Below are 26,722 nucleotides of genomic sequence, written 5' to 3'. Positions count from 1 at the left end.
CGGAATCAGAAGAATGCAGCAGACACAACTGCATATGACACAACTGCACGACACACAGCAGACGAAGGAGCACAATGGCCACGGACGATAACAGCGGGAAGGACCTCACCGCTGCTGACTCCGGCACCGGGCACGACCCCGCGAACGCCGGCACAGCCGTCGTGGTGCGGGACGCCGTGGGCAACCCCGGATTCCCGCCGCACCGCCCCCGCGTCACGGACCTGAACCCGAGCGCCGAACGTCGTGCCGAGCGCACGGTCTACACGCTCTTCTACCTGTCGATCGTCGGCAGCGTCTTCGCGATCGCCGCGTACATGGCGTTCCCGATCGTGGAGACCGACCCGGGTTCCGTCCGGCTGAACAACCTCTTCATCGGCCTCGGCCTGGCACTCGCGCTCCTGGCGATCGGCATCGGCGCCGTGCACTGGGGCAAGGCACTGATGAGCGACCACGAAGGCATCGACATCCGCCACCCCGTTCGCGGGTCGGATGAGACCAGGGCCAGGGCCGTCGAGATCTTCGCCGAAGCCAACGAGGAGTCCGGGATCGGACGCCGCAGCCTCATCCGCAACAGCCTCATCGGCGCGCTCATCGCCTTCCCCCTTCCCGCGGTCGTTCTCTTCCGAGGCCTGGGTCCGATGAACGAGAACCCGTCCGCGCTGCTCGAGCACACGATGTGGACGAAGGGGACCCGGCTGGCGATCGACCCGACCGGCACCCCGATCAAGGCCTCCGACGTCACTCTCGGCTCCGCGTTCCACGTCATCCCGGAGGGTCTCCAGGACCTCCCGAGCGGTCGCCTGGAAGAAAAGGCCAAGGCGGCCGTGCTGCTGATGCGCCTCAAGCCCGAGGACCTCAACGAACTCCCCGAGCGTGCAGGCTGGTCGTACGACGGCATCGTCGCATATTCCAAGATCTGCACCCATGTCGGCTGCCCTGTCGCCCTCTACGAACAGCAGACCCACCATCTGCTCTGCCCGTGCCACCAGTCACAGTTCGACGTGTCGAACCACTGCGAGGTCATCTTCGGGCCGGCCAAGCGGCCGCTCCCCCAGCTGCCCATCGCCGTAGACTCCGAGGGCTACCTCATTGCGCAGAGCGATTTCACTGAACCCGTCGGACCGAGTTTCTGGGAGCGGCATTGAGTATCACGAAAACGACCACAGGCGTGGTCGAGACGACGAAGACCAGCGGCGGCTTCACGGGCGCAGCGGCGAACTATATCGACGAGCGCACGAGCATCTCCACCGCGGTGAAGGAACTCGGCCGGAAGATCTTCCCCGATCACTGGTCCTTCCTCCTCGGTGAGGTTGCCCTGTACAGCTTTGTCATCATCCTGCTGTCCGGAACGTTCCTGACGTTCTTCTTCAGCGCCTCGATGGCACCCGTCCACTACGAGGGCTCCTACGTGCCGCTCAAGGGCGTCGAGATGTCGGCGGCGATGTCCTCGTCGCTCAACATCTCCTTTGACATCCGTGGCGGACTCCTGATGCGCCAGGTACACCACTGGGCGGCCCTGCTGTTCGTGGCGTCCATCGGCCTGCACATGCTGCGGATCTACTTCACGGGTGCATTCCGCAAGCCCCGCGAACTGAACTGGGTCATCGGCTTCATCCTCTTCATCCTCGCGATGGCCGAGGGCTTCACCGGGTACTCGCTCCCCGATGACCTGCTGTCCGGCAACGGCCTGCGCATCATCGATGGAATGGTCAAGGGCATCCCGCTGATCGGCACCTGGATCTCTTTCCTGCTCTTCGGCGGCGAGTTCCCCGGTGAGGCGATCGTGGGGCGGCTGTACTCGCTCCACATCCTGTTGCTGCCCGCGATCATCATCGCCCTGATCGCGATGCACCTGCTCTTCGTCGTCGTGCACAAGCACACCCAGTACCCCGGCGCCGGGCGCACGAACAAGAACGTCGTCGGCTACCCGGTCCTCCCGGTGTACGCCGCCAAGGCCGGCGGATTCTTCTTCATCGTCTTCGGTGTCGTGATGCTGATGGCGTCGTTGTTCACGATCAACCCGATCTGGAACTACGGCCCGTACGATCCTTCTCCGGTGTCTGCCGGTACCCAGCCGGACTGGTACATCGGTTTTGCCGACGGGGCGCTGCGCCTGATTCCGCCGGGGCTCGAGTTCGTTTGGCTCGACCGCACCTGGTCGTTCAACATCCTGATTCCTCTGGTCAGCCTCGGACTCTTCATCCTCGTCGTGCTGATCTATCCCTTCATCGAGGCCTGGGTGACCGGCGATAAGCGCGAGCACCACATCCTCGACCGCCCGCGCAACGCCCCGACGCGCACGGCAATCGGCGCCGCCGGCGTGACGTTCTACGCCGCGCTGTGGTCGACCGCTTCCTCGGACATCATCGCCACGCACTTCCACGTGACGATGGAGGGTGTCATCCACGCCTGCCAGTTCGCCACGATCGTCGGACCGTTCATCGCGTTCTTCGTCGCCAAGCGGGTCTGCCTCGCGCTCCAGAAGAAGGATCGCGAGATCGTCCTGCACGGCTACGAATCCGGCCGGATCGTGCGTCTGCCCGGTGGTGAGTACATCGAGGTGCACCAGCCCGTCGACGAGTACGAGCGCTGGAAGCTCGTGAGCTACTCGGACTACAAGCCGCTGATGATCCGCCCGAACGACCAGGGCAAGATCACGACGGGACAGCGCCTGCGCGGCGGACTCTCCCGCTGGTTCTTCGAGGACCGGATCGTACCGGTCACGACGACGGAGCTCGAGCAGAGCCACGGGGACCACCACTAACCAGCGGTCGTTCCACCCCCACCACAACACAACATGAACAGATCGGGCATCGATGTCCCTCCAGACCCTGTCGGAGTGGCTTCGGTGCCCGAACTGTTTCTCCCCGCTCACGCCGGCAGGCGGCCTCGTGCTGCGCTGCACTGCGGGGCACTCGTTCGACGCCAACCGGCGCGGCTACGTGTCGCTCCTAGGCGGGCGCAGCCATGTGGTCGGTGACAACGCCGCGATGCTCGACGCGCGCACGGCCTTCCTCGAAGCAGGCTGGTACGACGACCTCCGCACGGCCCTCACCACGCTCGTCGCGGCGGAGGACCCGACCCGGGTCCTCGATATCGGTTGCGGCACGGGCTACTACCTCCGCGGCGTGACCGACGCGTGCCCCGAGGCCGCGGCTCTGGGCATGGATCTCTCCCCCGTCGCCGTCGCCCGCACCGTGGCCGGCTCGCGACAGGGACACGCTGCCGTCGCAGACGTCAGCCTCCCCGAGCCGGCACAGGCGGTGCAGGTCGCGCAGGTGGCGCAGGTGGACGGGCTCGTCGCCGACGTCTGGGCCGACCTTCCGGTCCGGACCGGCGTCGCCGATGTTCTCCTGAACGTCTTCGCTCCCCGAAATCCCGCGGAGTTCCATCGCGTGCTCCGCGACGACGGTCTCCTCGCGGTCGTCGTGCCCCACGACGACCATCTGCGTGAGCTGCGGGATGCGGGACTGACCCTCGACATCCCACCGAACAAGGCCGAAGACCTGCGCGTGGCCCTGGAGCCCTGGTTCGCCCTCGAGACCCTGATCGGGGTCTCCGGCCGTCACCGGCTCGGAGCGGGCGACGTGGCCGCTGTGATCGGCATGGGCCCGTCGGCACACCACACGGGCACGGAGACGATCGCGGACCGCTGGCCGGAGACCCGTCCCGTCACGTTCTCCTTCGACGTCCTCGGCTTCCGCCGCCGCCCAGTCCCCCTTCTCCCCCGTTAACGCGAAAGCGCGTGAATCGTCGTTCTCAGGAACTGAGACCGACGATTCACCCGCTTTCGCGAACCAGGATGACTAGCGCGCGAAGTTACCGCGGTAGTACTCGTATACCCAGCCGATGAGGCAGATCACACCGACACCGACAGCGATGATCGAGATCCAGAAACCGACCGCGAGGCCGAGGAACAGCAACGCCGCACTCGCAGCGAGGAGGATGGGCCACCAGCTCCACGGGCTGAAGAAGCCGACCTCCGGGTCGCCGTCGTCGACGTTGGCGTCGAGGCGGTCTTCCGGCAGCTCCCCGCCCTGGGCGCCGTGCACCCGGGAGAGGTAGAACGCGACGAAGCTCACGAACACCGAGCTCAGCGCCAGGGCGAAGGTGCCCGCCCATTCGATGCTGTGCTGGTGCGGGTCGACGAGGCCCCAGATGATGTACGCGACCGTCACAAGGGCGAAGAAGCCCGCGAGCAGCCAGAGCAGGTTGGTGTTTGCCCTCATTTATTTGACCTCGTTCGTTCCGGCGTCGTAGACGGGTGCATCGGGCGCATCCTTGCCCGGTCCGATTCCGACCGGCATCGCGACCTCGGGGTGGTTGAGGTCGAATGCAGGGCGCTCCGAGCGGATGCGCGGAATCGACGTGAAGTTGTGCCTGGGCGGCGGGCACGACGTGGCCCACTCGAGCGATGCGCCGAAGCCCCACGGGTCGTTGACGGTCACCCTCGGCGCCTTGCGGGCCGTGATGTAGACGTTCAGGAAGAACGGGATCATCGAGACGGCGAGGATCATCGAGCCGATCGTCGACAGCTGGTTCATCCAGGTGAAGCCGTCCTCCGGAGAGTACGAGGCGTAGCGGCGCGGCATACCGACGACACCGAGCCAGTGCTGCACGAGGAAGGTCGTGTGGAAGCCGATGAACAGGATCCAGAAGTGCCACTTGCCGAGGCTCTCGTTGAGCATCTTGCCCGTCCACTTCGGCCACCAGAAGTAGAAGCCGCTGAACATGGCGAACACGACGGTGCCGAAGATGACGTAGTGGAAGTGCGCCACGACGAAGTAGGTGTCCGAGACGTGGAAGTCGAGCGGCGGCGAGGCCAGGATGACTCCGGTGAGCCCGCCGAAGGTGAACGTCACGAGGAAGCCGAGCGCCCACAGCATCGGTGTTTCGAAGGTCAGCGACCCTCGCCACATCGTGCCGATCCAGTTGAAGATCTTCACACCCGTCGGAACGGCGATGAGCATCGTCATGAGCGAGAAGAACGGCAGCAGCACCGAACCGGTCACATACATGTGGTGTGCCCAGACAGCGACCGACAGGGCGGCGATCGAGATGGTCGCGTAGATGAGCGTCTTGTAGCCGAAGATCGGCTTACGACTGAAGACCGGGAACACCTCGGAGACGATGCCGAAGAACGGCAGCGCGATGATGTACACCTCGGGGTGGCCGAAGAACCAGAACAGGTGCTGCCAGAGGATGGCACCGCCGTTGGCCGGGTCGTAGATATGCGAGAGGAAGATGCGGTCGGAGGCCGCTGCGAGCAGTGCTGCGGCGAGCACGGGGAACGCCATCAGGACCAGCAGCGACGTGACGAGCGTGTTCCAGGTGAAGATCGGCATCCGGAACATGGTCATGCCCGGGGCGCGCATGGTGATGATCGTCGTGATGAAGTTGACCGCGCCGAGGATGGTGCCGAACCCGGACAGTCCCAGGCCGACCATCCACAGGTTTCCGCCGACGCCGGGCGAGAACGTCGTGCTCGCGAGCGGTTGGTAGGCGAACCAGCCGAAGGATGCTGCTCCCTGCGGGGTCAGGAACCCGCCGACGGCGATGAGGCTGCCGAAGAAGAATGCCCAGAACGAGAAGGCGTTGAGGCGGGGGAAGGCAACGTCGGGGGCACCGATCTGAAGCGGCATCAGCGAGTTCGCGAAGCCGAAGAACAGCGGCGTCGCGAACATCAGCAGCATGATCGTGCCGTGCATCGTGAAGAGCTGGTTGTACTGCTCCTTGGTCTGCACGACTTCGAGTCCGGGCTCGAAGAGCTGTGCGCGGATGACGAGCGCCATCACGCCGGCGAGGCAGAAGTAGACGAACGACGTGATGAGGTACATGTACCCGATCACCTTGTGGTCGGTGGAGGTGATCCAGCGAACAAGGACGTTGCCCTTGCGCTCGACGCCCGTGGGACGACGGTTAGCGGTCGGGGCGGCCGGCGTCGCAGCTGCTGCGGGTGCGGTTGTGGTCATGGCCTACTTGCCTTCCTCTACCGCCGGGGCGGATGTGCCCGGAAGATTCTGGTTGCGGTTGTACCCGTTGTCGAGCTGGCCGGTGTTCCCGGCAGCCTTGAGCGAGGCCGTGTACGCCTCGTAGTCGGCCTCGGACACGACCTTGACGTTGAAGAGCATGAGCGAGTGGTATTCACCGCACAGCTCGGCGCACTTGCCGGAATACGTGCCGATCCGCTCGGGGATGACCGACATGTAGTTGGTCTTGCCCGGGATCATGTCCTTCTTGTAGAGGAAGTCGATGACCCAGAAGGAGTGGATGACGTCGCGGGACTCGAGCGCGAGTTCGACCTTCTTGCCCACCGGGAGGACGAGCGTGGGCAGCTCGGATTCGACGAGGGAGCCCTTGGGGCCGTCGAGGTTCGGCTGGCCCTGGATCCCGGCGGAGTAGACGTCTTCGTTGACGTAGTTGAAGTCCCAGGCCCACTGCTTGCCGATGACCTCGATCTTGACGTCCGGCGAGTCGAAGCGAGCCTCGATGGCCGCCTGGTCCCGCGCGGTGAACGCGAAGAAGCCGATGACGAGGATGAGCGGAACGATCGTGTAGAAGATCTCGATCGGCATGTTGTACCGCAGCTGGACCGGGAGTCCGGTCTGGCCCTTGCGGCGCCGGTAGACGACCACGGCCCAGATCGTGAGGCCCCAGGTGATCAGCCCGACGATCAGGAGCACGATCCAGGATGTCGTCCAGAGTCCGGCGACACGGTCGGTCTGGTTCGTCACCGCCGGTTCGCCCTCGACGAAGCCGGGCAGGAAGCCGTGGAGCTGGGCTTGGGTGCACCCCGCTAGAACAATGACCAACGACGCTGCGATCGGAATTGCAGCCCATCGGAGACGGTGGTTTTTGCGCACCAGTAACCTTTCGGGGAGTCTCGACATCACTTCATCGGAAGTGCCTCTGTGTGAATGACAGCCTACTGCTCGGGATGGGCTCCGGGGTGCAGCGCAGGCGCTGATCCGGTAACGAATACACCCCGAGGTGCCAGGCGGCTCGCCCGGCACCGTCCGTGATTCCCTAGCTGAACGAATCCCCGCAGGCGCAACTGCCGCCGGCATTGGGGTTGTCGATGGTGAAGCCCTGCTTCTGGATGGTGTCCTCGAAGTCGATGGAGGCCCCGTCCAGGTACGGAACGCTCATCTTGTCGACGACGACCTCGACCCCGTCGAAATCGACGAGAGCGTCACCGTCGAGCACGCGCTCGTCGAAGTAGAGCTGGTAGATGAGGCCGGAGCAGCCGCCGGGCTGGACGGCGACGCGGAGGCGCAGGTCCTCGCGGCCTTCCTGGGCGAGCAGGCTTCGTACCTTCAGTGCTGCGGCCTCGCTCAGGCCCACTCCGTGGGCGGCGGTGCTGGTTGTGATGGTGTCGGTCATGACGCTCCTTGCGCTGTGCTCGAATTCTGACAGATTCTACCTGCAGCAACGGTGAGTCCGCCGCAGTAATTCCCGCCTCGCGGATGCTGACCCAGGCGGGTGCTGACCCAGGCGGATGCTCTCACCGCGCGGGAGCGGCCGGAGTGCCGGTGCGGCGGTTGAGCCGGTCGAGCAGGAAGGCCTCGGCGAGGACCGCCCGTTTGAACACGCCCAGGTGCAGGGACTCGTTGGGGCTGTGCGCGCGGGAGTCCGGATCTTCGACCCCGGTGACGAGGATCTGGGCCTCCGGGAACACCCGGACGAGATCCGAGATGAACGGGATGGAGCCGCCGATGCCGACGTTGACCGGGGGCTTGCCCCAGGCATCCGTCATCGCCCCGAGCGCGAGCGGTACCGCCCAGCCGCTGTCGTCGACGAGGAACGCCTCTCCGGTGTCGACGTCGTCGATCTCGATGCTCGCCCCGTAGGGGACGTGGGCGCGCAGGTGCGCCTCGAGGGCCTGGAACGCCTCCGCGGCGGGCTGGCCGGGAGCGATCCGGGTACTCAACCGCACGCTCACGACCGGCGACAGCGTGTTCGAGGCGTTCGCAACGCTCGGGGCGTCGATGCCCGTGATGGTGATGGCGGGCTGGGACCAGAGCCGGCTGAGCAGCGGACCGTGGCCGATGGGCGTCGCACCGTCGAGGAGACCGGTCTCCAGGCGCAGCTGTTCCTCGGTGTATTCGGGAGCAGGGACGTCCCTGCTCGTGAGACCGTCGACCGCAACGGAGCCGTCTTCGGCGTAGAGGCTCGCGAGGAGCCGCACGGTCGCCATCATGGCGTCCGGCACCGCTCCCCCGTACATGCCGGAGTGGGACGCGTGGTCGAGGGTGCGCACGGTCAGGCGGAACGTCACGTTGCCGCGCAGGGCGACCGTGAGGGCGGGGGTGTCCACATCCCAGTTGTTCGAGTCGGCGACGACGATGACGTCGGCACGAAGCGACTCGCGGTTGTCTTCGAGGAAGGCTGCGAACGAACGACTGCCGAATTCCTCTTCGCCCTCGATGAACACGGCGATTCCGAGGTCGAAGTCGGGACCGGCCGTCTCGGCCAGTGCCCGGATCGATGCGACGTGTGCCATCACGCCGGCCTTGTCGTCCGCCGCGCCTCTGCCGTAGAGGCGGTCTCCGCGAACGGTCGGCTCGAACGGGGTGGATTCCCAGTCGATGTCCTGGCCGGGGGGCTGCACGTCGTGGTGCGCATACAGCAGCACGGTCGGGCGGCCGTTGCGGGCCGGCCGGTGCGCGAGGACGGCAGGCTGGCCCAGTTCCGCGGTGCCGGGGATTCCCGAGCGGGTCACGACGACCTCGTCGAAGACGTCGAGACCCCGCACGAGGGCGGCGACGGCCTCAGCGCTTTCCGCCACCCTGGCCGGATCGAACGCGTCCCAGGACACGGACGGGATGCGCACGAGGGCGCACAGGTCTGCGATGGTCGCGGGGAGGGCGGCCTCGACTGCGGCGCGCACAGGGGCGTCCGCGTTCGCGGCTTCGGGTGCAGTATCTCGAGTAACGGTCATCAGGTAATCTTAAGCCAACTAATTGCAAGGAACTGATGTGGCCAAGCCAGTGAACCCAGACGCACAACCGCCGATTGAATCGATCGACGAGACGAGGGCGCGCCTCGCCGCCGCCCACCCCGCCGGCCACCCGGAAGGGAAGGGCCAGCCGACGCCGAGTCGTAAGGAGCAGGAGGCCGCCAACCGGCGCCCCCTCGTGCCGGACGACCGCAAGCTCGCCGCGCGTCAGGCGCGTGCGAAGTCCGCGGAGACCCGCGACAGGGCCAGGATCGGAATGGCCGCCGGTGAGGACAAGTTCCTCCCCGTTCGCGAACGCGGTCCGCAGAAGCGCTACGTGCGCGACTACGTGGACGCCCGCGTCAACATCGGCGAGTTCATGATCCCGGTGATGTTCCTCGTCATCCTGCTCACCTTCTTCCCCGACCGGAATGTGCAGACCTACGGGATCCTCGCTCTCTGGGCCTTCTTCCTGATCGCCGTCGTGGACTGCACGATTCTCGGTTTCACCCTCACCCGTAAGGTGAAGGCGAAGTTCGGCGATGCCAAGGCGGAGCGCGTGCGCTGGTACGCGGCCATGCGCGCCCTCCAGCTGCGGGCGATGCGCCTTCCGAAGCCTCAGGTCAAGCGCGGGCAGTACCCCGCCTGAGCCTCGATCGGCTGGTCTCAGGCCCGTTCCCCTCTGGGGTGCGGGCCTGAAGTTTTTTCCCCGCGGATGCCGCGGTCAGGCGCCGAAGGCGCCGTCGCGGATCACGGGGACGCGCAGTTCCTCGTCCGTGAGCGAACCGTGCTGGCCGATCATCGACCGGGCAGACTGGTTCGGCTCGCGGGAGTCGTAGTAGGCGACGGCCTTCCGTGCGGCGACGATCACGTCACCGATCCTGGGCAGCACCTCGTCGTCGACGGTCCCGAACAGTCCGGCCGTGACGGCCTCCGCCCGCGTGAAGATCCAGGCGCGGTCGCCCTCGACCTCGCGCCAGGTCTCGGCCAGCGCGGTCGCGGCCTCTGCCCCGGAGCCCCCGGGGGTCTCGTCGAGGTACAGGTAGACGCAGCGCGGGTCTCCCCCGATGTGCCGCACCGGCGCGACGAGTTCCGGAACACTGTCGAAGAGCACGTGTTTCGTGGCGGGCACGTCGAGGACGCCGTGGTCTGCGGTGACGATGAGCCCCTCGTCCCGGCGCAACCCGGAAGCGAAGCGCCCGGCGGCGGAGTCGAGGGCCTCGAGGGCTGCGAGCCACTTCGCGGATTCCCAGCCGTGCGCGTGTGCGGCGACGTCGAGTTCCGGCACGTACAGGTAGACGAGGGCGCGCGGCTCGGTGTCGAGCAGGGCGCGGGCCGCCGCGAACCGATCGGAGATGCTCTCCGCCGGCACGTAGAGCGCACCGCGGAGGGACGCGAGGGTGAATCCGGAGTGGGCGTAGCGCTTGGGGCCGATGGTGAAACTCGGCACACCGTCGGCGGCGGCGCGCTCGAAGACGGTACGCGACCTCTGCCAGGTCTCCGGCGGCATCCCGTCGTCCCAGCCGCCCAGCTGGTTGACGACCCTGTCGTTGGCGGTGTCGAGCGCCCGGTAGCCGACGAGCCCGTGCCGACCCGGTTCGACCCCGGTGGTCAGGGTCGTGATCGCGGCAGCGGTCGTCGCAGGGAAGACGGTGTCGACGACGCCGGCCCTCGTCAGTTTCGACGTGAGGTAGCGGGCATGGCCGGCCCGTGCCCGCAGTGAGCTGACGCCGAGGCCGTCGACGAGCACGACGACGGCCTTGGCGACGACCGCGAGGCCGAGTGCATTCTCCCGGCCGAGGACCGCAGCGTGGCAACTTGACAGGACGTCGGCAAGGCGCAGCGCACTGAATTGGCGGGCCGGTAGCATGGGGGGCATTGGGTCAAGTCTGTCACGGACCGGACCCTGCACTGGCGCGCAGCCTGCGTGCCCACCCGAACGTGCCGCTGGTCCTGCCACCGGAGCACCCCGAGCAGAATTCACGAATGAGCCGCACACCCGTTACCCCGCCCGCAGCCTTCACCGAACGCATCGAGGACGTCGATGTCTCCACGGAGATGCAGGGATCGTTCCTGGAGTACGCGTACTCGGTGATCTATTCCCGCGCCCTCCCCGATGCGAGGGACGGTCTCAAGCCCGTGCAGCGGCGGATTCTGTACCAGATGGCCGAAATGGGCCTGCGGCCGGACAAGGGCCACGTGAAGTCCGCACGCGTCGTCGGCGAGGTGATGGGGAAGCTGCACCCGCACGGCGACACCGCCATCTACGACGCGCTCGTGCGGATGGCCCAAGCCTTCACCCTCAGGGTGCCCCTCATCGACGGCCACGGCAACTTCGGGTCGCTCGACGACGGCCCCGCCGCACCGCGGTACACCGAGGCACGCCTCGCCGCCCCCGCCCTCGCGATGACGGAGAACCTCGACGAGGACGTCGTCGACTTCGTCCCGAACTACGACAACCAGCTGACCCAGCCGGACGTGCTCCCCGCCGCGTACCCGAACCTGCTCGTCAACGGGGCGGCGGGCATCGCCGTCGGCATGGCGACGAACATGGCGCCGCACAACCTCATCGAGGTCGTCGGCGCGGCCAGGCATCTGCTCGCCCACCCCGACGCGACGCTCGACGAGCTGATGGAGTACGTGCCGGGTCCCGACCTGCCGACCGGCGGCACGATCGTCGGCCTCGCCGGGATCAAGGACGCCTACCTCACCGGCCGTGGCAGTTTCAAGACCCGCGCCAAGGTCAGCGTCGAGGCCATCACGGCCCGGAAATCGGGCCTCGTCGTCACCGAGCTTCCGTATCTCGTCGGCCCGGAGCGGGTCATCGAAAAGATCAAGGACGGCGTCACCTCCAAGAAGCTCAGCGGCATCTCCGACGTCACGGACCTCACGGACCGCACCCACGGCCTGCGGCTCGTGATCGGCATCAAGACCGGCTTCAGTCCCCTCGCAGTCCTCGAGCAGCTCTACCGGTACACCCCCCTCGAGGATTCCTTCAACATCAACGCGGTCGCCCTCGTCGACGGCGGACCGCAGACCCTGGGCCTGCGCGAACTCCTGTCGGTCTATGTCGGCCACCGGATCGAGGTCGTCACCCGGCGCAGCGCCTACCGTCTGGCCAGGCGCACGGAGCGCCTGCACCTCGTGGAGGGCCTCCTCGTCGCCATCGTCGACATCGACGAAGTCATCCAGGTGATCCGCACGAGCGACGACACCGAGCAGGCCCGCACCCGCCTGATCGACGTCTTCGAGCTGAGCCAGATCCAGGCCGAGTACATCCTCGAACTCCGGCTGCGCCGCCTCACCCGCTTCTCCCAGATCGAACTCGAGGCAGAGCGCGACCAGCTCCTCGCCGAGATCGCCGCCCTCGAAAAACTCCTCGGGAGCAAGCAGGCCATCCGCACCCTCGTCTCCGACGAGCTCGCCGCCGTCGCGGAGAAGTTCGGCACCCCGCGCCGCACCCTCCTCACCGAGGCCAAGCCGAGCATCGCCGGCGCCGTCGCCAAGCGCAACGCCCCGGCGCTCGAACTCACCGACACACCCACCCGGGTCTACCTGAGTGCGACCGGCCGCATCGCCAGGGTCGACCTCGCTGCCATCGAGCCCGCCGGTGACACCCCCTTCGATCTCGATCCCCTCCCGGCGGACGACGCCGTGACCGAAACCGGGGATGCGGCATCCGCGCCCCGGACCAGGACCGTGCCCGCCCAGCGCCGCAGCAAGCACGACGCCGTGCTCTCCACCCTGGACACGACGAGCCGTGCCGAGGTCGGCGCCGTCACGAGCCACGGCAGGCTGATCCGGTTCACGCCGGTCGACCTGCCCGTGATGCCTCCCACGTCGATCCAGCTCGGGGCCGGCGTGCGCGTGGCCGACTATCTGGGCCTGACCGACAGGTCCGAAACCGTGCTCGCACTCGTGTCCCTCGAGTCGGACCGCTCCATCGCGCTCGGAACGAAGTTCGGCACGGTCAAGCGCGTCGTCGCGGGCGACTGGGCCAACCGGCCGGACTTCGAGATCATCCAGCTCAAGCCGAAGGACGCCGTCGTCGGTGCCGTGCAGGGTGCGGAAGACGACGAACTCATCTTCGTCACGTCCGACGCCCAGCTCCTGCGCTTCCCGGCATCGTCGGTGCGGCCGCAGGGCCGGCTGGCCGGCGGCATGGCCGGCATCAAGCTCGCAGCGGATGCCCGGGCCCTGTTCTTCACGAGCCTCGCGCCCGTTGATGCGGAGGCCGCCGTCGTCGTCACCGTCGCGGCATCCAGCCACACCCTCGCCGGAACGGACCCCGGCAGTGCCAAGGTCTCCGAATTCACCGAATTCCCCGCCAAGGGCCGGGCGACGTCCGGGGTGCGCGCCCATCGGTTCCTCAAGGGGGAAGACGCCATCGCCGTCGCCTGGGTGGGTCCAACGCCCGCCCGCGCGGTCGGTCCGGACGGAGCCCCGCGCACCCTCCCGGAGACCGGGGCCAGACGTGACGCCTCAGGCACGATGCTCGAGGCCCTGGTCGGCACGATCGGCTCCCGGATCGCCTGAACGGCCCGCACACCCCGCTACAGTGTCGGAATGACTACACTTCCCGGCTCGGTCATTCTGGTCGTCGGCGCAACCGGTGGCATCGGTCGCGAAATCGCCCGGCAGCTCTCCGCGGCCGGCGCGACACTCGTCCTGGCCGGACGTGACGCGGCCAGGCTCGAAGCCCTCGGGATCCCTGGCAGCATCGTCACGGGCGACCTCACCGACGCCGCGGCGGTCGACGCGCTGGTCGCGCGCGCGGTCCAGTCCTCCGGAGGACTCGACGGGGTCGTCAACGCGGCCGGTGTCGTCGCCTTCGGACCGGCTCGTACGCTCCCGGACGACGCCCTCGAGAAGCTCTTCGCCGTGAACGCCCTCGCGCCGATCCGGCTGCTCCGCGCCGCGACGGACAGCCTCACGGCATCCGCCGCTGCAGGCCGGGAGCCGTTCTTCCTGACGATCAGCGGCGTCGTGAGCGAGAGCCCGACCGCAGGCCTCGCGGCGTACTCGGCGTCCAAGGCCGCCCTCGCCGCATTCGGCCAGGCCGCGGGGCGCGAACTCCGGCGCAGCGGCATCCGCCTGATCGACGCCCGCCCCGGGCATACCGAAACGGGCCTCGCCGACCGTCCGATCTCCGGCGTCGCGCCGAGCTTCCCTGCCGGTCTGCAGCCAGGGGACGTCGCCGCGCGGATCGTTGCCGCCCTCGCCGCCCGGGAGCGCGACCTGCCCAGTTCCGCCTTCGCCCCACCGGCCTGATCCCGACAGCGCGGAGCTCTCTAGATCGTCGACCAGCCGCCGTCGGACATCAGGACGGCGCCGTTGACGTTGGGCGAGTCCTCGCTCAGCAGCCAGCAAATCGAGGCGGCGAGATCCTCCGGCTCCGCGGGCGCCGGAATGGTCGTCTGCATGATGGGTCCTAGGCGCTCCGCCGCCCACGCCGAGAGGAACGGAGCCTCGATGTTGGTCTTGACCGCGCCGGGGGCGACCGCGTTGCAGCGCACTCCCTTCGGCCCGTAGAACAGGGCGGTGCTCTTGGTCAGCCCGATCACGGCATGCTTGGACGCGCTGTACGTCGTGCCGGACGCCCCGGCTCGGATCCCCGCCTCGCTCGCAATGTTCACGATCCGGCCGAAACCGGCCGAGACCATGCCGGGCAGCACGGCGCGCATCAGCCGCATCTGCGAGGTCACGTTGACCCGGAAGACCCGTTCCCAGACCTCGTCCGTGATCTCCGCGGTCGGCAGGAACGCATCCATGATCCCGGCATTGTTGACCAGCCCGTCGACAGTCGGCCCAGCGGCGAGGACGAGTGCATCGACATCGGCCTGCAGGCTCACGTCCCCGGCAACCCCGACGAGCCGCTCGCTGCCGCTCTCGAGCTGCAGCGCCGCGAGCCGCTCGGCGGAGATGTCCGCGGCGATGACGCGGGCCCCCTCGCCGAGGAGCCGGAGCGCCGTCGCCTTCCCGATGCCGCTGCCCGCCCCGGTCACGATGATGGTCCGGCCGGTGAATCGTGCCTGCTGGAACGGTGCCTGTTCCGCCTGAGTGCTCATCTCGACTGCCCTCCGCCTGTGCCGGCGCCAGTGCCGGCAGTGTGCGGTGACCATATCACCGTGAACAGGCTCTACACGTCGATGCGGTCCCTGCTGAGCTTGTCGGAGCTGTCGATGATGAATTCCTTGCGCGGGGCGACATCGTTGCCCATCAGGAGTTCGAAGACCTTCCCGGCCTGCTCGGCGTCGGCGACCCGCACCCGGCGCAACATCCGGTGCGATCGCTCCATCGTCGTCGTCGCCAGCTGGTCCGCGTCCATCTCGCCGAGCCCCTTGTACCGCTGGATCGGATCCTGGTAACGCTTGCCGCTCTTCTTCAGGCCGGCGAGCACGTTGTGCAGCTCGGGCTCCGAGTAGGTGTAGATGGTCTCGTTGGGCTTCGACCCCGGATTCATCACGACCACTCTGTGCAGCGGTGGCACGGCGGCGAACACCCGCCCCTCGGTGATCATCGGGCGCATGTACCGGAAGAACAGCGTCAGCAGCAGGGTGCGGATGTGCGCGCCGTCGACGTCGGCATCGCTCATGATGATGACCTTGCCGTAGCGTGCCGCGGAGAGATCGAAGCTCCGGCCGGAGCCGGCGCCGATCACCTGGATGATCGAGGCGCACTCGAGGTTGGAGAGCATGTCGGCGACGGATGCCTTCTGCACGTTCAGGATCTTGCCCCGGATGGGCAGAAGGGCCTGGTGCTCGCTGTCCCGCGCGAGCTTGGCGGTGCCGAGCGCCGAATCGCCCTCGACGATGAACAGCTCGCTGTTGAGCACGTCGTTGCTGCGGCAGTCGACGAGCTTGGCGGGCAGCGAGGAGCTTTCCAGGGCGTTCTTCCGCCGCTGCGTCTCCTTGTGGGCGCGCGCGGAAATGCGCGACTTCATCTCGGCGACGATCTTGTCGAGCAGTACGGCCGCCTGGGCCTTGTCGTCGCGCCGGGTGGACACGAAGCGTTCGTTCATCGCCTGGGCGACGACGTTCGCGACGATCGCGCGTACGGCGGGGGTCCCGAGAACTTCCTTGGTCTGTCCTTCGAACTGCGGCTCGGGCAGGCGCACGGTGAGGACGGCGGTGAGCCCCGCCATCACGTCGTCCTTCTCGAGCTTGTCCGAGCCCATCTTGAGCCTGCGTGCGTTGAGCTCGACCTGGGCCCTGAGGAACTTGATCAGGCCGGCGTCGAATCCGGCCTGGTGGGTGCCGCCCTTGGGCGTCGCGATGATGTTGACGAAGCTGCGCACGATCGTGTCGTAGCCGGTCCCCCAGCGGAGAGCGATATCGACGGCGCAGTCCCTGACCAGCTCGGTCGGAACCATGGCGCCCGTGGGCATCAGCACCGGAACGGTCTCGGTGAAAGTACCCTGGCCGGTGAGGCGCCAGGTGTCCGTGATGGCGGCATCCGTGGAGAGGTGCTCGACGAACTCGGAGATGCCGCCCTCGAACCGGAAGACCTCGACAACGGGCTCATCGCCACGGCGGTCGTCGATCGACAGGGCGAGCCCCGGCACGAGGAACGCCGTCTGCCTGGCCCGCTCGAGCAGTTCCTCGGTCTGGAAGGTCGCGCCCTTGGTGAAGATCTGACGGTCGGCCCAATAGCGGATGCGGGTTCCCGTGACACCGCGACGGACCTTGCCGACCACACGGAGTTCGCTCTGGTGCTCGAAGGGCGTGAAGGGGGCGTCGGGGCTCTTCTCCCCCGTGTCGGCGAACATCCCGGGTTCACCGCGGTGGAACGACATCGCCCAGGTCTTGCCGTCCCTGTCGACCTCGACGTCGAGGCGCTCGGACAGTGCGTTGACGACGGATGCGCCGACTCCGTGCAGTCCGCCGGACGCCGCGTATGAACCGCCGCCGAACTTGCCGCCGGCGTGCAGCTTGGTGAAGACGACCTCGACGCCGGTCAGCCCCGTTTTCGGTTCGATGTCGACGGGGATGCCGCGGGCGGTGTCGCTCACCTCGACGCTCGCGTCCGGGTGCAGCACGATGTCGATCCCGGCACCGAATCCGCCGAGCGCCTCGTCGACGGAGTTGTCGATGATCTCCCAGAGGCAGTGCATCAACCCCCGGGAGTCTGTCGAGCCGATGTACATGCCAGGGCGCTTGCGCACGGCCTCGAGGCCTTCGAGGACCGAGAGGTGGCGGGCGGAATAGTCAGAAGAACTCACCATCCCAAGAATACTGGGCCCGGACCGGGGACTACGCTCATGTGCATGAACACGGTCATCGCGTCGTCCCCGAACACCCGCTGAGGCCCACCGGTGCAGGATATCGAAACCGTCACGCTGGTCCTGATCGCGGTGCACGTCGTCGTCGGCTTCACGGCGACCGTGCTGGTGTCGGCGAACCGGTCCCCGTCGAGCGCGATCGCCTGGGTGCTCACGATCGTCTTCATCCCGTACCTCGGAGCGATTGCCTTCCTGCTCGTGGGATTCGGGCGGCTCCCCGCGCGCAGGAGGGAGAAACAACGCGAGGTCAACGAGCTGATCCTGTCCCGAACGGAGGGCTTCCACCAGGTCAGCCACCGCGACCAGTGGCCGCCGTGGCTGCCGTCCGCGGTGCGGCTGAACCTCAACCTGGGTGCGCTCCCCATGGTCGGCGGCAACCGGGCCGAACTGCTGCCGGACTACGACGGATCCCTTGCGGCCATGACGGCGGCCGTCGACACCGCGACGGAGTACGTGCACGTCCAGTTCTACATCCTCGTGCTCGACAGTGTCACGGAGCCGTTCTTCGACGCGCTGCGCCGCGCCATCGCCCGCGGGGTCGCCGTCCGGGTGCTCTCCGACCATCTGTCGGGGTTCCTCCTGCCGCGGCGGGCGGAGACGCTCGCCGCCCTGACGGAGATGGGCGCAGAATGGCACGCAATGCTCCCGCTCCGGCCGTTGCGCGGGCAGTGGCAGCGTCCCGACCTGCGCAACCACCGCAAGCTCGTCGTCGTCGACGGCCGGATCGGGTTCACCGGTTCGCAGAACCTGATCGACCCGACCTACCTGAAGAAGAAGAACGTCGCACGAGGCCTGCGCTGGCACGAGCTGATGGTGCGACTCGACGGGCCGGTCGTGCGAGAGCTCGACGCGGTGTTCGTTACCGACTGGTACAGCGAGACGGATGCCCTGCTTCCGCTCGACACGACGCCGGTCGTCGTTGACTCCCGGGTGGAGAACGTGGACGCGCAGGTCGTTCCTAGCGGGCCGAGCTTCGAGAACAACAACAACCTCAAGCTGTATGCCCTGCTGATCCACAAGGCCGAAAGCCGGGTGAGCATCACGAGCCCGTACTTCGTGCCGGAGGAGTCCACACTCCTCGCGATCCTGACCGCGGCGTCCCGCGGCGTCGACGTCGAACTGTTCGTCTCGGCCATCGGAGACCAGGCCCTCGTCTACCACGCCCAGCGGTCGTACTACGAGGCACTGCTGCGGGCCGGCGTCGCCATCTACCTGTATCGCGCACCGACGGTGCTGCACGCCAAGCACTTCACGATCGACGATGACATCGCCGTGATCGGGTCGAGCAACATGGACATCCGCTCGTTCTCCCTCAACATGGAGATTTCCGTGCTCGTCCACGGACGGGACTTCACCGACCGGATGCGGCTCGTCGAGGACGACTACCGGGCGAACAGCGTCAGGCTCGACCTGGCCGACTGGCTCGCCCGGCCGGTCATTCAGAAAATCGGGGACAGCCTGGCGAGGCTCACCTCGTCCCTGCAGTGAACAATCCGCTACGCGGTAAGCGAAATGTAACCGAATCGACTCCTTATCGGGCGTCGGCCGTGTTTGTATAGGACCAAGTTCAATTGGTATCGCTTGGTATCAGTCTGGAGGAGGAAAATAATGTCCCAGATCGCAGCACATGGTGCCATCGACAACCAGAGCGCCACTCACCAGCTCACGGCCGCCGACAGGTGTGACGCGTGTGGCGCGCAGGCGTACATCCGCGTCAGCGTCAACAACAGCGAACTGATGTTCTGCGCCCACCACGGTCGCAAGCACCAGGAGAAGCTCTCCGCCATCGCGGACAGCTGGCACGACGAGTCCAGCCGGCTCCTCGAAGACCAGCGTTCGTAGCACGGAGAAGTACGACCCGGAAACGGCGTCGACGCGACTGAGGTCGCGGCGGCGCCGTTTTTCTGGTCCGCGCGCCGGTCAGGCGTCTGCGGCGAGGCTGAGGGACGAGACGACGACGGCGGTCGCGGCTTCCGCGATCGCGTCGACGGCTGCCGCGCGCTCCGAACGCACGTACACGCCACCCGCCCTCGTGACGGCCGCCGACAGGATGTGGTCGGCAAGACCGGGGTTCCTGGCGAGAACCGGACCGTGCAGGTGCGTGCCGAGGAAACTCCCCATTCGGAGTCCCTCCGTCTTGGCCCCGTTGCCCACTCCGGTGAGCACCCGGCCGAGAGTGGATGCCTCCGCGCCGACGTAGCCGCGGGCGTGGTTCTCGAAGCCCACGAGTCTGCCGAACCCGGATTCGACGACGAGGTCGTCCGTCGCGCGCTCGGCCAGCGGGACGGCACGACCCGCGACGAGGCCCAGACCGTCGACGACACTGCCGTCAGCGAGCTCGACACCCCAGCTCAGCAGTTCCCAGCCGGTTCCGACCGCGAGCACGGGGACACCGGCCGTCGTCCAGCCGCGCAACGCATTGACGAGGGGCGCGAGGAGATCACGGGCGGCGACGAGGTCGGAGTCGTTTCCGGAACCGATCACGATCGCGTCGACCCGGCTCGGGAGATCGTCGAGGGAGCTGACCGGCACGATGGTCGCCTCGAAGCCGGCCCAGCGGGCGCGCTGTGCGAGCACGCGGGCGTTGGCCGCGTCCCCGTTGGTGTCGAGGAGTTCGGGAAGGACGGACAGGATCGTGAGTGCGCGCATGGCTCAACCCTCCCGGTTCGAGGCGAGGCCGAGGTGAGCGCGGGTACGCCTCATCGAGTCCGCCGAGAAGATGATTGTCTTGATACCGTGCTCCGGATCGGGCAGCGCCAGGAAGTCGTCGAGCGCGCGGCCGAGGTCCGGTTCGATCCGGTCGACCACCACCCCGTCGTACGCGAGCTGCAACGCGATGTCGTGAGCCTTCGAACCGGACGCGATGAGGACCCGGCCGAGGCCGGACGTGTCCACCGGCCAGAAATACGAGGGATCGCGGACGTCGGACCCGATCGCGACCAGGACCTGGTCGAGGCCGGGCTCGAGGCTGTCGACGTTGAGCTGGAAGCTCGCCGGGTTCTGCACGAGCACGAACTCGACGCGGTGGCCGCGGACGGTGACGATCTCCCCCCTGCCGAATACGGGCGGAATCGTGGAGACCGCGGCGCACGCCGTCGCCGCGTCGAAGCGGTCGCCGAGGGCCGCACGCGCCGCCGCGATGGCCGTGAGGGCGTCCACGGCGTAGTGCACGCCGCGCGCAGGCAGGTCGAGGTCGAAGCTCGCGCCGCCGATGAGCACCGAGGCCGAGCGCCCGGAGACGGTCGTGAGCAGGATGCCGTCGGCCGGCGGCATCCGCTCGGACGCCGTCACGCTGTAGCCGAGGCCGCGCGGGTTCTGCGCGAGAATCTCGGCGGTCACGCCGTAACGGGCGACGGCGGCCGGGCCGTCGAGGTGGTCGGCGAGCCCGGTGAGAGACGCGTCGTCCGCGTTGATCACGACGGTTCCGCTCGCTCGGTTCGCGATCCTGGCCAGCATCGCCACGACCATGTCCGAGTCGTGGAAACGGTCGATCTGGTCGACCATGACGTTCGTCAGGGCGACGACGCGCGGATTCAGCGTCGCCGAAATGAGGGCGCCGTGGCCTTCATCCATCTCGAGAACGGCCATGTCGCCGCGGATCCTGCCGGACAGGCTGACCTCTTCGAGCAGGGCGGAGGTCAGGCCCTGGCTGATGTTCGCGGTCGACTGGTTCGTGAACACCGCGACGCCGTGTGCGCGGAGCGCCGCGACGAGCATCTTGGTGGTCGTGGACTTGCCGCTCGACCCGGACACGATCACGAGTCCGTCGGGAAAGCCGTTCAGGACGCTGGACAGGAACCCGGGGGCCAACCTGTTGACGACGAGCCCGGGAACGGCGGATCCCCCGCCCGGCTTTCGCCAGCGCGCGAGGACCCGCACGATTCGTCCGACCAGGATCACCGGTGCATAGCGCACGGGATTCTATTCGAGGTAGTCGCGTAGTGACTGCGACCGCGACGGGTGACGCAGCTTGGCCATCGTCTTGGATTCGATCTGGCGGATGCGCTCGCGCGTCACTCCGAAGGTGTCGCCGATCTGGTCCAGGGTCTTCGGCATGCCGTCGCCCAGGCCGAAGCGCATTCGGATCACGCCGGCCTCGCGCTCGGAGAGCGAGTCGAGCAGGCTCTCGAGCTGCTTCTGCAGCATCGTGAATCCCACGGCGTCGGCGGGGACGACGGCCTCGGTGTCCTCGATGAGGTCACCGAATTCGCTGTCGCCGTCTTCGCCGAGCGGGGTGTGCAGGGAGATCGGTTCGCGGCCGTACTTCTGCACCTCGACGACCTTTTCCGGCGTCATGTCGAGTTCGCGGCTGAGCTCTTCCGGCGTGGGTTCGCGGCCGAGGTCCTGGAGCATCTGGCGCTGCACGCGGGCGAGCTTGTTGATGACCTCGACCATGTGCACGGGAATGCGGATGGTGCGGGCCTGGTCGGCCATGGCGCGCGTGATCGCCTGGCGGATCCACCAGGTGGCGTAGGTGGAGAACTTGAAGCCCTTGGTGTAGTCGAACTTCTCCACGGCGCGGATGAGGCCGAGGTTGCCTTCCTGGATCAGGTCGAGGAACTGCATTCCACGACCCGTGTAGCGCTTGGCGAGCGAGACGACGAGGCGCAGGTTCGCACCGAGCAGGTGGCTTTTGGCCCGCGCGCCGTCCTTGGCGACCCAGAGAAGTTCGCGCCCGAGCGCACTCTTCTTCTCGGCGTCGGTCATCTGGGACATCTTGTCCTCTGCGAACAACCCGGCCTCGATGCGCATCGCGAGCTCGACCTCTTCGGCCGCGTTCAGCAGGGCGACCTTACCGATCTGCTTCAGGTAGTCCTTGACCGGGTCGGCGGTGGCGCCGGTGATGGCGCTCGAGTAGACGGGGACCTCGTCCTCGTCGTCGACGAGGGACAGGACGAGTGCGCCGCTCGGGAGCGGCTCGGTCGGCGTCTTCTTACCGTGGTCGTCATCGTTGTGGTCGTCTTCGACCTCGTCGTGACCGTTCAGGTCGTCGTGGTCGTCGGCGCCGGCCTTGGACTTCGCACCTGCCCGCTTGCGCGGCGAACGGTGCTCGTCTTCGTCATCGTCGTCGTCATGGCCTGAGCCGGCAGCGGCTACGGCTGCGGCGTCGGATGCCGCAGCGGCAGCTGCCGCCTTCGCGACGGCAGCCTTGGTGGGGGCACGCTTGATGGCGGGGGCCTTGGCCGCTGCCTTGCGGGCCGGTGCCTTGGCGGGAGTCTTCGTCGCGGCATCCGTCTCGGCAACGGTGGTCTCTTCGGTTGGCTCGGTCTTTGTGCGGGTTGCCATTCGAACACCTCTCATGCCGTCGGGTGTGCACCGGCGGCGCCGCCCGCCGGTGCGGCGAACCGGGGGAAACGGTTCGTGCGCCAAGCCGGGCAGATATGGATTTTGGGCAGTACTAGGACCCATGTCAAGTCCCGGGCCGCGCACCATCAACTGGTAACGGTGCACCCAGGACCAGAACGGGCCCTATTGACAATTATTGCATGCTTTGTGTATATACCGAGCCAGTGCACGGCCCATTACACACGCTCAGCGCGAACGCGGGCGCCGCAGCGCCCGTGCGGCCGCGATCCAGAGCGGAGCCACTTCGACACCCTCGTCGCGGGACAACAGGAAGCGGGTGCGACGCCGGGCCCGGAGAAGGAACACGACACCGATCCCGACGACCACGAACTGCACGAGGAAGGCGACCCGGAAGGATTCCAGCGAGTACAGGTTGCTCGGCGCTCCCCCGGCCATCCGCCACCCGTTCTGGAGGTCGAGCAGGACCCCGATCAGGTACACCATCACGAAGCTCGCGGTGAAGCCGCCGACGTTCACGACGCCGTTGGCCGAGCCGTGGCTGCGCTTCGGATTGAAGCTCCGGGCGAAGTCGAACCCGATCAGGGAGCCGGGCCCGCCGATGCCGAGGGTGACGAGGAGCACCACGATGAGCCAGAACGGCGGGGTTCCCGGCCAGGCGAGGACGACGGTCCATGCCGCTGCCATCAGGATCACGACGGCGAGCACGATGTTGCTGCGGCGTTGCGGGAACCGGGCGGTGAGGATGCCCAGGATCGGGCCGAACACCATCCCGGCGGCGACGAGCACCATGAGCATCGAAGCGGCAAGAGCGGGGTCGTAGCCGAGGCCGTAGACCATGAAGGGGAAACCCCAGAGCATGCTGAAGACGGTTCCCGGCGACTGCGTCACGTAGTGCGACCAGAAACCGAGCTGCGTCCCCGGCCTGCGGAAGCTCTTCTTGAGCAGCACGAGCGCCTCCCGCAGGCTCGTCGGCCGCGCTTCGTCCGTCGATCCCACCGGCCGGTCCTCGATGACGACGACCACGACGACGAGCGCAACGACGGCGACGGATGCCGCGGACAGGAAGGCGGGCGTCCAGCCGAAGGTGTGCAGCACCCAGGCGAGCGGAACCGCGGAGAGGACCTGGCCGAGCTGACCGATGTTGCCGAGCCACTGCGACAGCTGCGGTACCAGCGGGCCGTCGAACCAGGATCCGATCAGGCGGATCATCGAGATGAAGATGGCGGCGTCTCCCGCACCGACGAGCATCCGGCCGGCGACGGCGGCGGCGATGTCGGTCGAGAACGCGAGGGTGACCTGGCCGCCGATCATGAGCGTGGTCCCGACGATCACGAGGATTCGGGGTCCGAACCGGTCGATGAGCACCCCGACGGGGACCTGGGCCGCGGCGTAGACCACGAGTTGCACGACGGCGAGGCTCGAGAGCAGGGCGGCGGTGCCGCCGAAGCGCTCAGACGCCGCGACACCGGCCACGCCCAGCGACGTGCGCTGCAGGACGGCCGAAAGGTACGCGAACGACCCGATGGAGAAGATGAGCCAGGAGCGACGGGAGTTCATTGCTCCCAATCTATCCGGTCGGGGCCGTCGGCAGGCCCAGGCTCCCCGGCCGCGCACGGTCGGGTGACAGCGATCCGGAGCTTAGAGGGCGGTGCCGTCGTCGCGGCTGCGGCGGGTTGCGAGGAAATTCTCCAGCTCGGCCGCGATCTCGTCGGCGCTCGGAAGTTCACCGTCCTCATCGGTCAGCGGCGACCGCACGCTGCTGCCCTCCATATACGTGTCGTAGCGTTCCTCGAGGGTTCCGACGAGTTTCGCGAGTTCCGGGTTCTCCCGCACCTGCTCGTCGATCCGGTTGATGAACTCGCGATTCTGCTCGCGCAGCTGGTCGGTCGGGAAGATCAGGCCCGTTGCGGCGCTCGTGCTCTCGAGGGCGGACAGCGCCGCTGCCGGGAACTCCGTGTCCGCGAGGTAGTGCGGAACCAGGAGGACGAAGCCGGCGACTGCCGCGCCGCTCTCGTGCAGGCGCAACTCCACGAGGTGCAGGACATTGGAGGGGACCTGGGTGTGCGGACGCCAGACGGACATGCTCTCGATCAGGTCGGAGCGGGTGCCGCTCACGGTGACGCCGATCGGGCGGGTGTGCGGAACCGGCATCGGGATCGCGTGCACCCACGTCGTCGCTGCGACGCGGAAACGCTTGCCGATCTCGAGAACGGCGGCGGTGAACTGCTCCCAGCGGAAGTCCGGTTCGAAACCGGACAGCAGCAGGAACGGCTGGCCGATCTCGTCGTGCGCGAGGTAGAGACTCAGCACCGGCGGCTGGTAGCCGGTCAGATGGTCGCGATCGAAGTAGATGATCGGACGCCGGGCCCGGTAGTCGAGAAGGACATCCGCATCGAAGGACGCGATCATCGTGTGGGTCAGGTTTCCGAGCAGGTATTCGGTGAATTGCGCGACCGCTCCCCCGGCATCGGCGAACCCGGTCAGGCCCGCGACGAGGTTCAGGCCCTCGGGCACGGATGCCGCGTCGGCCGTCAGCTCGTAGATGTCACCAGGATCGCGCATGCCGTTAACTCTAGGCTGCGTCATCGCGGGCGGGTGGGAATCCGTGGCACCCCGAGTGGTGCCGTAAGCGAACAGGGGTCACAGCCTGGACGGCCCGCACGGGCTGCACAGGGGCGGCCAGTACCATCGAAGGATGACCGCACCCGTTCTCTCCGTGTCCGCACAACCCGCTATCGAATCAACCGCCGACGTCCTGATCGTGGGCGCGCTCCAGTCCGCGGACTCCGCGGTGCTCTTCGCCGACCCGGCGTTCTCCGCCCTGTCGGCCGTCCTCGCCGACCTCGGCGTCACGGGCGCACGGGACCAGGTGGTCCGCATTCCGGCATCCGTCGGCGGGGCGCGCACGATCGCGATCGTCGGGCTCGGCAAGGACGCCGGTGTCGACGCCCTGCGCGCCGCCGCCGGTTCCGCCGTGCGCCAGCTCACCGGCGTCGAGAGCGTTGCCTTCGCGTTCCCGCTCGAGGGCGCCGCGGAACTCACCGCCGTCGTCGAAGGCGCCGCGCTCGGCGGCTATTCGTACACGGAATACCGCCAGGCCTCCCTCGCCGGCACCCGGTTGCCCGCCGGACACGTGACCGTGCACAGCACGCTCGACGGCGCGGACGCCGTCGCCCACGCCGTCGTCGTCTCGGAGGCCGTCGCCCTGGTCAAAGACCTCGTGAACATGCCGGCGTCCGATCTCTACCCGGAGGCCCTCGCCGACCGCGCGGTCGCCGCCGCCGCCGATCTGCCCGTCTCGGTCAGGGTCTGGGACGAGGCGGAACTCGCCGCGGACGGTTTCGGCGGCATCGCCGGCGTCGGCCAGGGTTCGACGCGCCCGCCGCGCCTGGTCAAGGTCAGCTACGCCCCTGGGACGGCAACCCGTCACATCGCGCTTGTCGGCAAGGGCATCACCTTCGACACCGGCGGACTCTCCCTCAAGCCGGCCGGCTCCATGGTCGGCATGAAGTACGACATGACCGGCGCCGCAACGGTGCTCGCCGTCGTGCTCGCCGCTGCCCGGCTGTCGCTCGACGTGCGCATCACGGCGTGGCTCTGCATCGCGGAGAACATGCCGTCCGGGAACGCGATCCGACCGAACGACGTCCTGCGCATCCGCGGCGGCCGCACGGTCGAAGTGCTGAACACGGATGCCGAGGGTCGACTCGTCCTCGCCGACGGGCTTGTCGCAGCGGGTGAGGAAGAACCCGACGCCATCATCGACGTCGCCACCCTCACGGGGGCGGCCATCGTCGCCCTCGGAAGCCGCTACTACGGCGTCATGGGTGAAGACGCCCTCGTCGCCCGCGTGCTCGCCGCCGGTTCCGGTGTCGGCGAACAGCTCTGGGCGATGCCGCTCCCCGACGAGCTCCGCGCCACGCTCAACTCCGACGTCGCAGACATCGCGAACGCCAAGATGGGCTCGAGCGCCGGCGGCATGCTCCTCGCCGCCGTCTTCCTGCGCGAGTTCATCGGAACCCGCGGCACGGGGGACGACGCCGTGACCATCCCCTGGGCGCACCTGGACATCGCCGGACCCGCGCACAACACCGGAGGCGCCTGGGGCTTCACCAACGCGGGTCCCACCGGCGTTTCGGTGCGCGCTTTGCTGCGTCTGGCCGAGGACTTTTCGCGCCCGTAGTACAGTCGAGGTG

At 67.6% G+C, this 26,722-nt stretch carries 22 protein-coding genes; 9 read left to right on the top strand and 13 right to left on the bottom strand.

The features are described 5' to 3' along the window. Positions 1 to 74: 74 nt before the first annotated feature. Genes qcrA through E3O44_RS00970 form a run of 3 tightly spaced genes read left to right on the top strand, consistent with a single transcriptional unit; the run spans position 75 to position 3,734 of the window. Positions 75 to 1,145 carry a cytochrome bc1 complex Rieske iron-sulfur subunit gene (gene qcrA / locus E3O44_RS00980; RefSeq protein ID WP_134531815.1) on the top strand — a complete coding sequence of 357 codons (1,071 nt, stop codon included), beginning with the start codon at positions 75 to 77 and terminating at the stop codon, positions 1,143 to 1,145. Beyond that, positions 1,142 to 2,764, top strand: a complete 1,623-nt coding sequence (gene qcrB / locus E3O44_RS00975) for a cytochrome bc1 complex cytochrome b subunit (RefSeq protein WP_279238346.1) — start codon at positions 1,142 to 1,144, stop codon at positions 2,762 to 2,764. Before qcrA ends, qcrB begins: the two co-directional genes overlap by 4 nt. Positions 2,765 to 2,816: 52 nt before the next feature. Then, positions 2,817 to 3,734, top strand: coding sequence for a putative RNA methyltransferase (locus tag E3O44_RS00970; protein WP_134531814.1), 918 nt, complete (start codon positions 2,817 to 2,819; stop codon positions 3,732 to 3,734). Between the two features lie 72 nt (positions 3,735 to 3,806). On the opposite strand, the gene ctaF is transcribed toward E3O44_RS00970, so the two are convergent. The 5 genes from ctaF to E3O44_RS00945 all read right to left on the bottom strand — a co-directional run bounded on the left by ctaF (position 3,807) and on the right by E3O44_RS00945 (position 8,941). Then, positions 3,807 to 4,229 carry an aa3-type cytochrome oxidase subunit IV gene (ctaF, locus tag E3O44_RS00965; RefSeq protein WP_134531813.1) on the bottom strand — a complete coding sequence of 141 codons (423 nt, stop codon included), beginning with the start codon at positions 4,227 to 4,229 and terminating at the stop codon, positions 3,807 to 3,809. After that, complete coding sequence (gene ctaD, locus E3O44_RS00960) at positions 4,230 to 5,972, bottom strand: aa3-type cytochrome oxidase subunit I (protein WP_134531812.1); 1,743 nt, start codon at positions 5,970 to 5,972, stop codon at positions 4,230 to 4,232. A 3-nt stretch (positions 5,973 to 5,975) separates the two neighbouring features. Next, a complete protein-coding gene (ctaC, locus tag E3O44_RS00955; RefSeq protein ID WP_166792508.1) occupies positions 5,976 to 6,863 on the bottom strand; it encodes an aa3-type cytochrome oxidase subunit II in 888 nt (295 codons plus the stop codon). Between the two features lie 163 nt (positions 6,864 to 7,026). Next, positions 7,027 to 7,383, bottom strand: coding sequence for an iron-sulfur cluster insertion protein ErpA (gene erpA, locus E3O44_RS00950; protein ID WP_134446531.1), 357 nt, complete (start codon positions 7,381 to 7,383; stop codon positions 7,027 to 7,029). Between the two features lie 121 nt (positions 7,384 to 7,504). Further along, positions 7,505 to 8,941, bottom strand: coding sequence for a dipeptidase (locus E3O44_RS00945; RefSeq protein WP_134531810.1), 1,437 nt, complete (start codon positions 8,939 to 8,941; stop codon positions 7,505 to 7,507). A gap of 37 nt (positions 8,942 to 8,978) precedes the next feature. Here E3O44_RS00945 and E3O44_RS00940 point away from each other — a divergent pair, with 37 nt between their 5' ends. Further along, a complete protein-coding gene (locus E3O44_RS00940) occupies positions 8,979 to 9,587 on the top strand; it encodes a DUF3043 domain-containing protein (protein WP_134531809.1) in 609 nt (202 codons plus the stop codon). Between the two features lie 75 nt (positions 9,588 to 9,662). On the opposite strand, the gene E3O44_RS00935 is transcribed toward E3O44_RS00940, so the two are convergent. Next, a complete protein-coding gene (locus tag E3O44_RS00935; RefSeq protein WP_134531808.1) occupies positions 9,663 to 10,817 on the bottom strand; it encodes an alkaline phosphatase family protein in 1,155 nt (384 codons plus the stop codon). A gap of 107 nt (positions 10,818 to 10,924) precedes the next feature. Here E3O44_RS00935 and E3O44_RS00930 point away from each other — a divergent pair, with 107 nt between their 5' ends. Together E3O44_RS00930 and E3O44_RS00925 are read left to right on the top strand one after the other, a co-directional pair. Then, positions 10,925 to 13,474, top strand: a complete 2,550-nt coding sequence (locus E3O44_RS00930) for a DNA gyrase/topoisomerase IV subunit A (protein WP_134531807.1) — start codon at positions 10,925 to 10,927, stop codon at positions 13,472 to 13,474. 30 nt (positions 13,475 to 13,504) lie between these two features. Continuing rightward, positions 13,505 to 14,209, top strand: a complete 705-nt coding sequence (locus E3O44_RS00925) for an SDR family NAD(P)-dependent oxidoreductase (protein ID WP_134531806.1) — start codon at positions 13,505 to 13,507, stop codon at positions 14,207 to 14,209. Between the two features lie 20 nt (positions 14,210 to 14,229). On the opposite strand, the gene E3O44_RS00920 is transcribed toward E3O44_RS00925, so the two are convergent. Both E3O44_RS00920 and E3O44_RS00915 read right to left on the bottom strand, forming a co-directional pair. Further along, entirely contained in the window at positions 14,230 to 15,006 is a 777-nt protein-coding gene (locus E3O44_RS00920; RefSeq protein ID WP_134531805.1) for an SDR family NAD(P)-dependent oxidoreductase, read from the bottom strand. Positions 15,007 to 15,077: 71 nt separating this feature from the next. Then, the gene (locus E3O44_RS00915; RefSeq protein ID WP_134532923.1) at positions 15,078 to 17,159 is read right to left on the bottom strand and encodes a DNA gyrase/topoisomerase IV subunit B; all 2,082 of its coding nucleotides are present in this window, start codon (positions 17,157 to 17,159) and stop codon (positions 15,078 to 15,080) included. 93 nt (positions 17,160 to 17,252) lie between these two features. On the opposite strand from E3O44_RS00915, the gene cls reads away from it, so the two are divergent. Together cls and E3O44_RS00905 are read left to right on the top strand one after the other, a co-directional pair. Then, the gene (cls, locus tag E3O44_RS00910) at positions 17,253 to 18,707 is read left to right on the top strand and encodes a cardiolipin synthase (RefSeq protein WP_134531804.1); all 1,455 of its coding nucleotides are present in this window, start codon (positions 17,253 to 17,255) and stop codon (positions 18,705 to 18,707) included. A gap of 120 nt (positions 18,708 to 18,827) precedes the next feature. Next, positions 18,828 to 19,061 carry a DUF7455 domain-containing protein gene (locus tag E3O44_RS00905; RefSeq protein WP_134531803.1) on the top strand — a complete coding sequence of 78 codons (234 nt, stop codon included), beginning with the start codon at positions 18,828 to 18,830 and terminating at the stop codon, positions 19,059 to 19,061. Between the two features lie 78 nt (positions 19,062 to 19,139). Here the strand turns inward: E3O44_RS00905 and E3O44_RS00900 are convergent, their stop codons facing one another. From E3O44_RS00900 to E3O44_RS00880, 5 genes are all read right to left on the bottom strand, one after another. Next, entirely contained in the window at positions 19,140 to 19,868 is a 729-nt protein-coding gene (locus E3O44_RS00900; protein ID WP_134531802.1) for a type 1 glutamine amidotransferase, read from the bottom strand. 3 nt (positions 19,869 to 19,871) lie between these two features. Further along, positions 19,872 to 21,134, bottom strand: coding sequence for a MurT ligase domain-containing protein (locus E3O44_RS00895; protein ID WP_134531801.1), 1,263 nt, complete (start codon positions 21,132 to 21,134; stop codon positions 19,872 to 19,874). A 6-nt stretch (positions 21,135 to 21,140) separates the two neighbouring features. After that, positions 21,141 to 22,505 (bottom strand): RNA polymerase sigma factor, encoded by a 1,365-nt coding sequence (locus tag E3O44_RS00890; RefSeq protein WP_174775013.1) that lies wholly within the window; start codon positions 22,503 to 22,505, stop codon positions 21,141 to 21,143. Positions 22,506 to 22,751: 246 nt separating this feature from the next. Then, positions 22,752 to 24,083 (bottom strand): MFS transporter, encoded by a 1,332-nt coding sequence (locus E3O44_RS00885; RefSeq protein WP_134531799.1) that lies wholly within the window; start codon positions 24,081 to 24,083, stop codon positions 22,752 to 22,754. Between the two features lie 81 nt (positions 24,084 to 24,164). Then, on the bottom strand, positions 24,165 to 25,088 hold the full coding sequence (locus E3O44_RS00880; RefSeq protein WP_134531798.1) for a proteasome assembly chaperone family protein: 924 nt from the start codon (positions 25,086 to 25,088) through the stop codon (positions 24,165 to 24,167). A 133-nt stretch (positions 25,089 to 25,221) separates the two neighbouring features. Here E3O44_RS00880 and E3O44_RS00875 point away from each other — a divergent pair, with 133 nt between their 5' ends. After that, the gene (locus tag E3O44_RS00875; protein WP_134531797.1) at positions 25,222 to 26,709 is read left to right on the top strand and encodes a leucyl aminopeptidase; all 1,488 of its coding nucleotides are present in this window, start codon (positions 25,222 to 25,224) and stop codon (positions 26,707 to 26,709) included. Positions 26,710 to 26,722: the final 13 nt, after the last annotated feature.

Origin of the sequence: Cryobacterium algoricola, assembly GCF_004402485.1 — a bacterium.
Lineage (GTDB): Bacteria > Actinomycetota > Actinomycetes > Actinomycetales > Microbacteriaceae > Cryobacterium > Cryobacterium algoricola.
The sequence above is the reverse complement of the archived record's forward strand: the minus strand, read 5'-3'. Positions and strand labels throughout refer to the sequence as shown.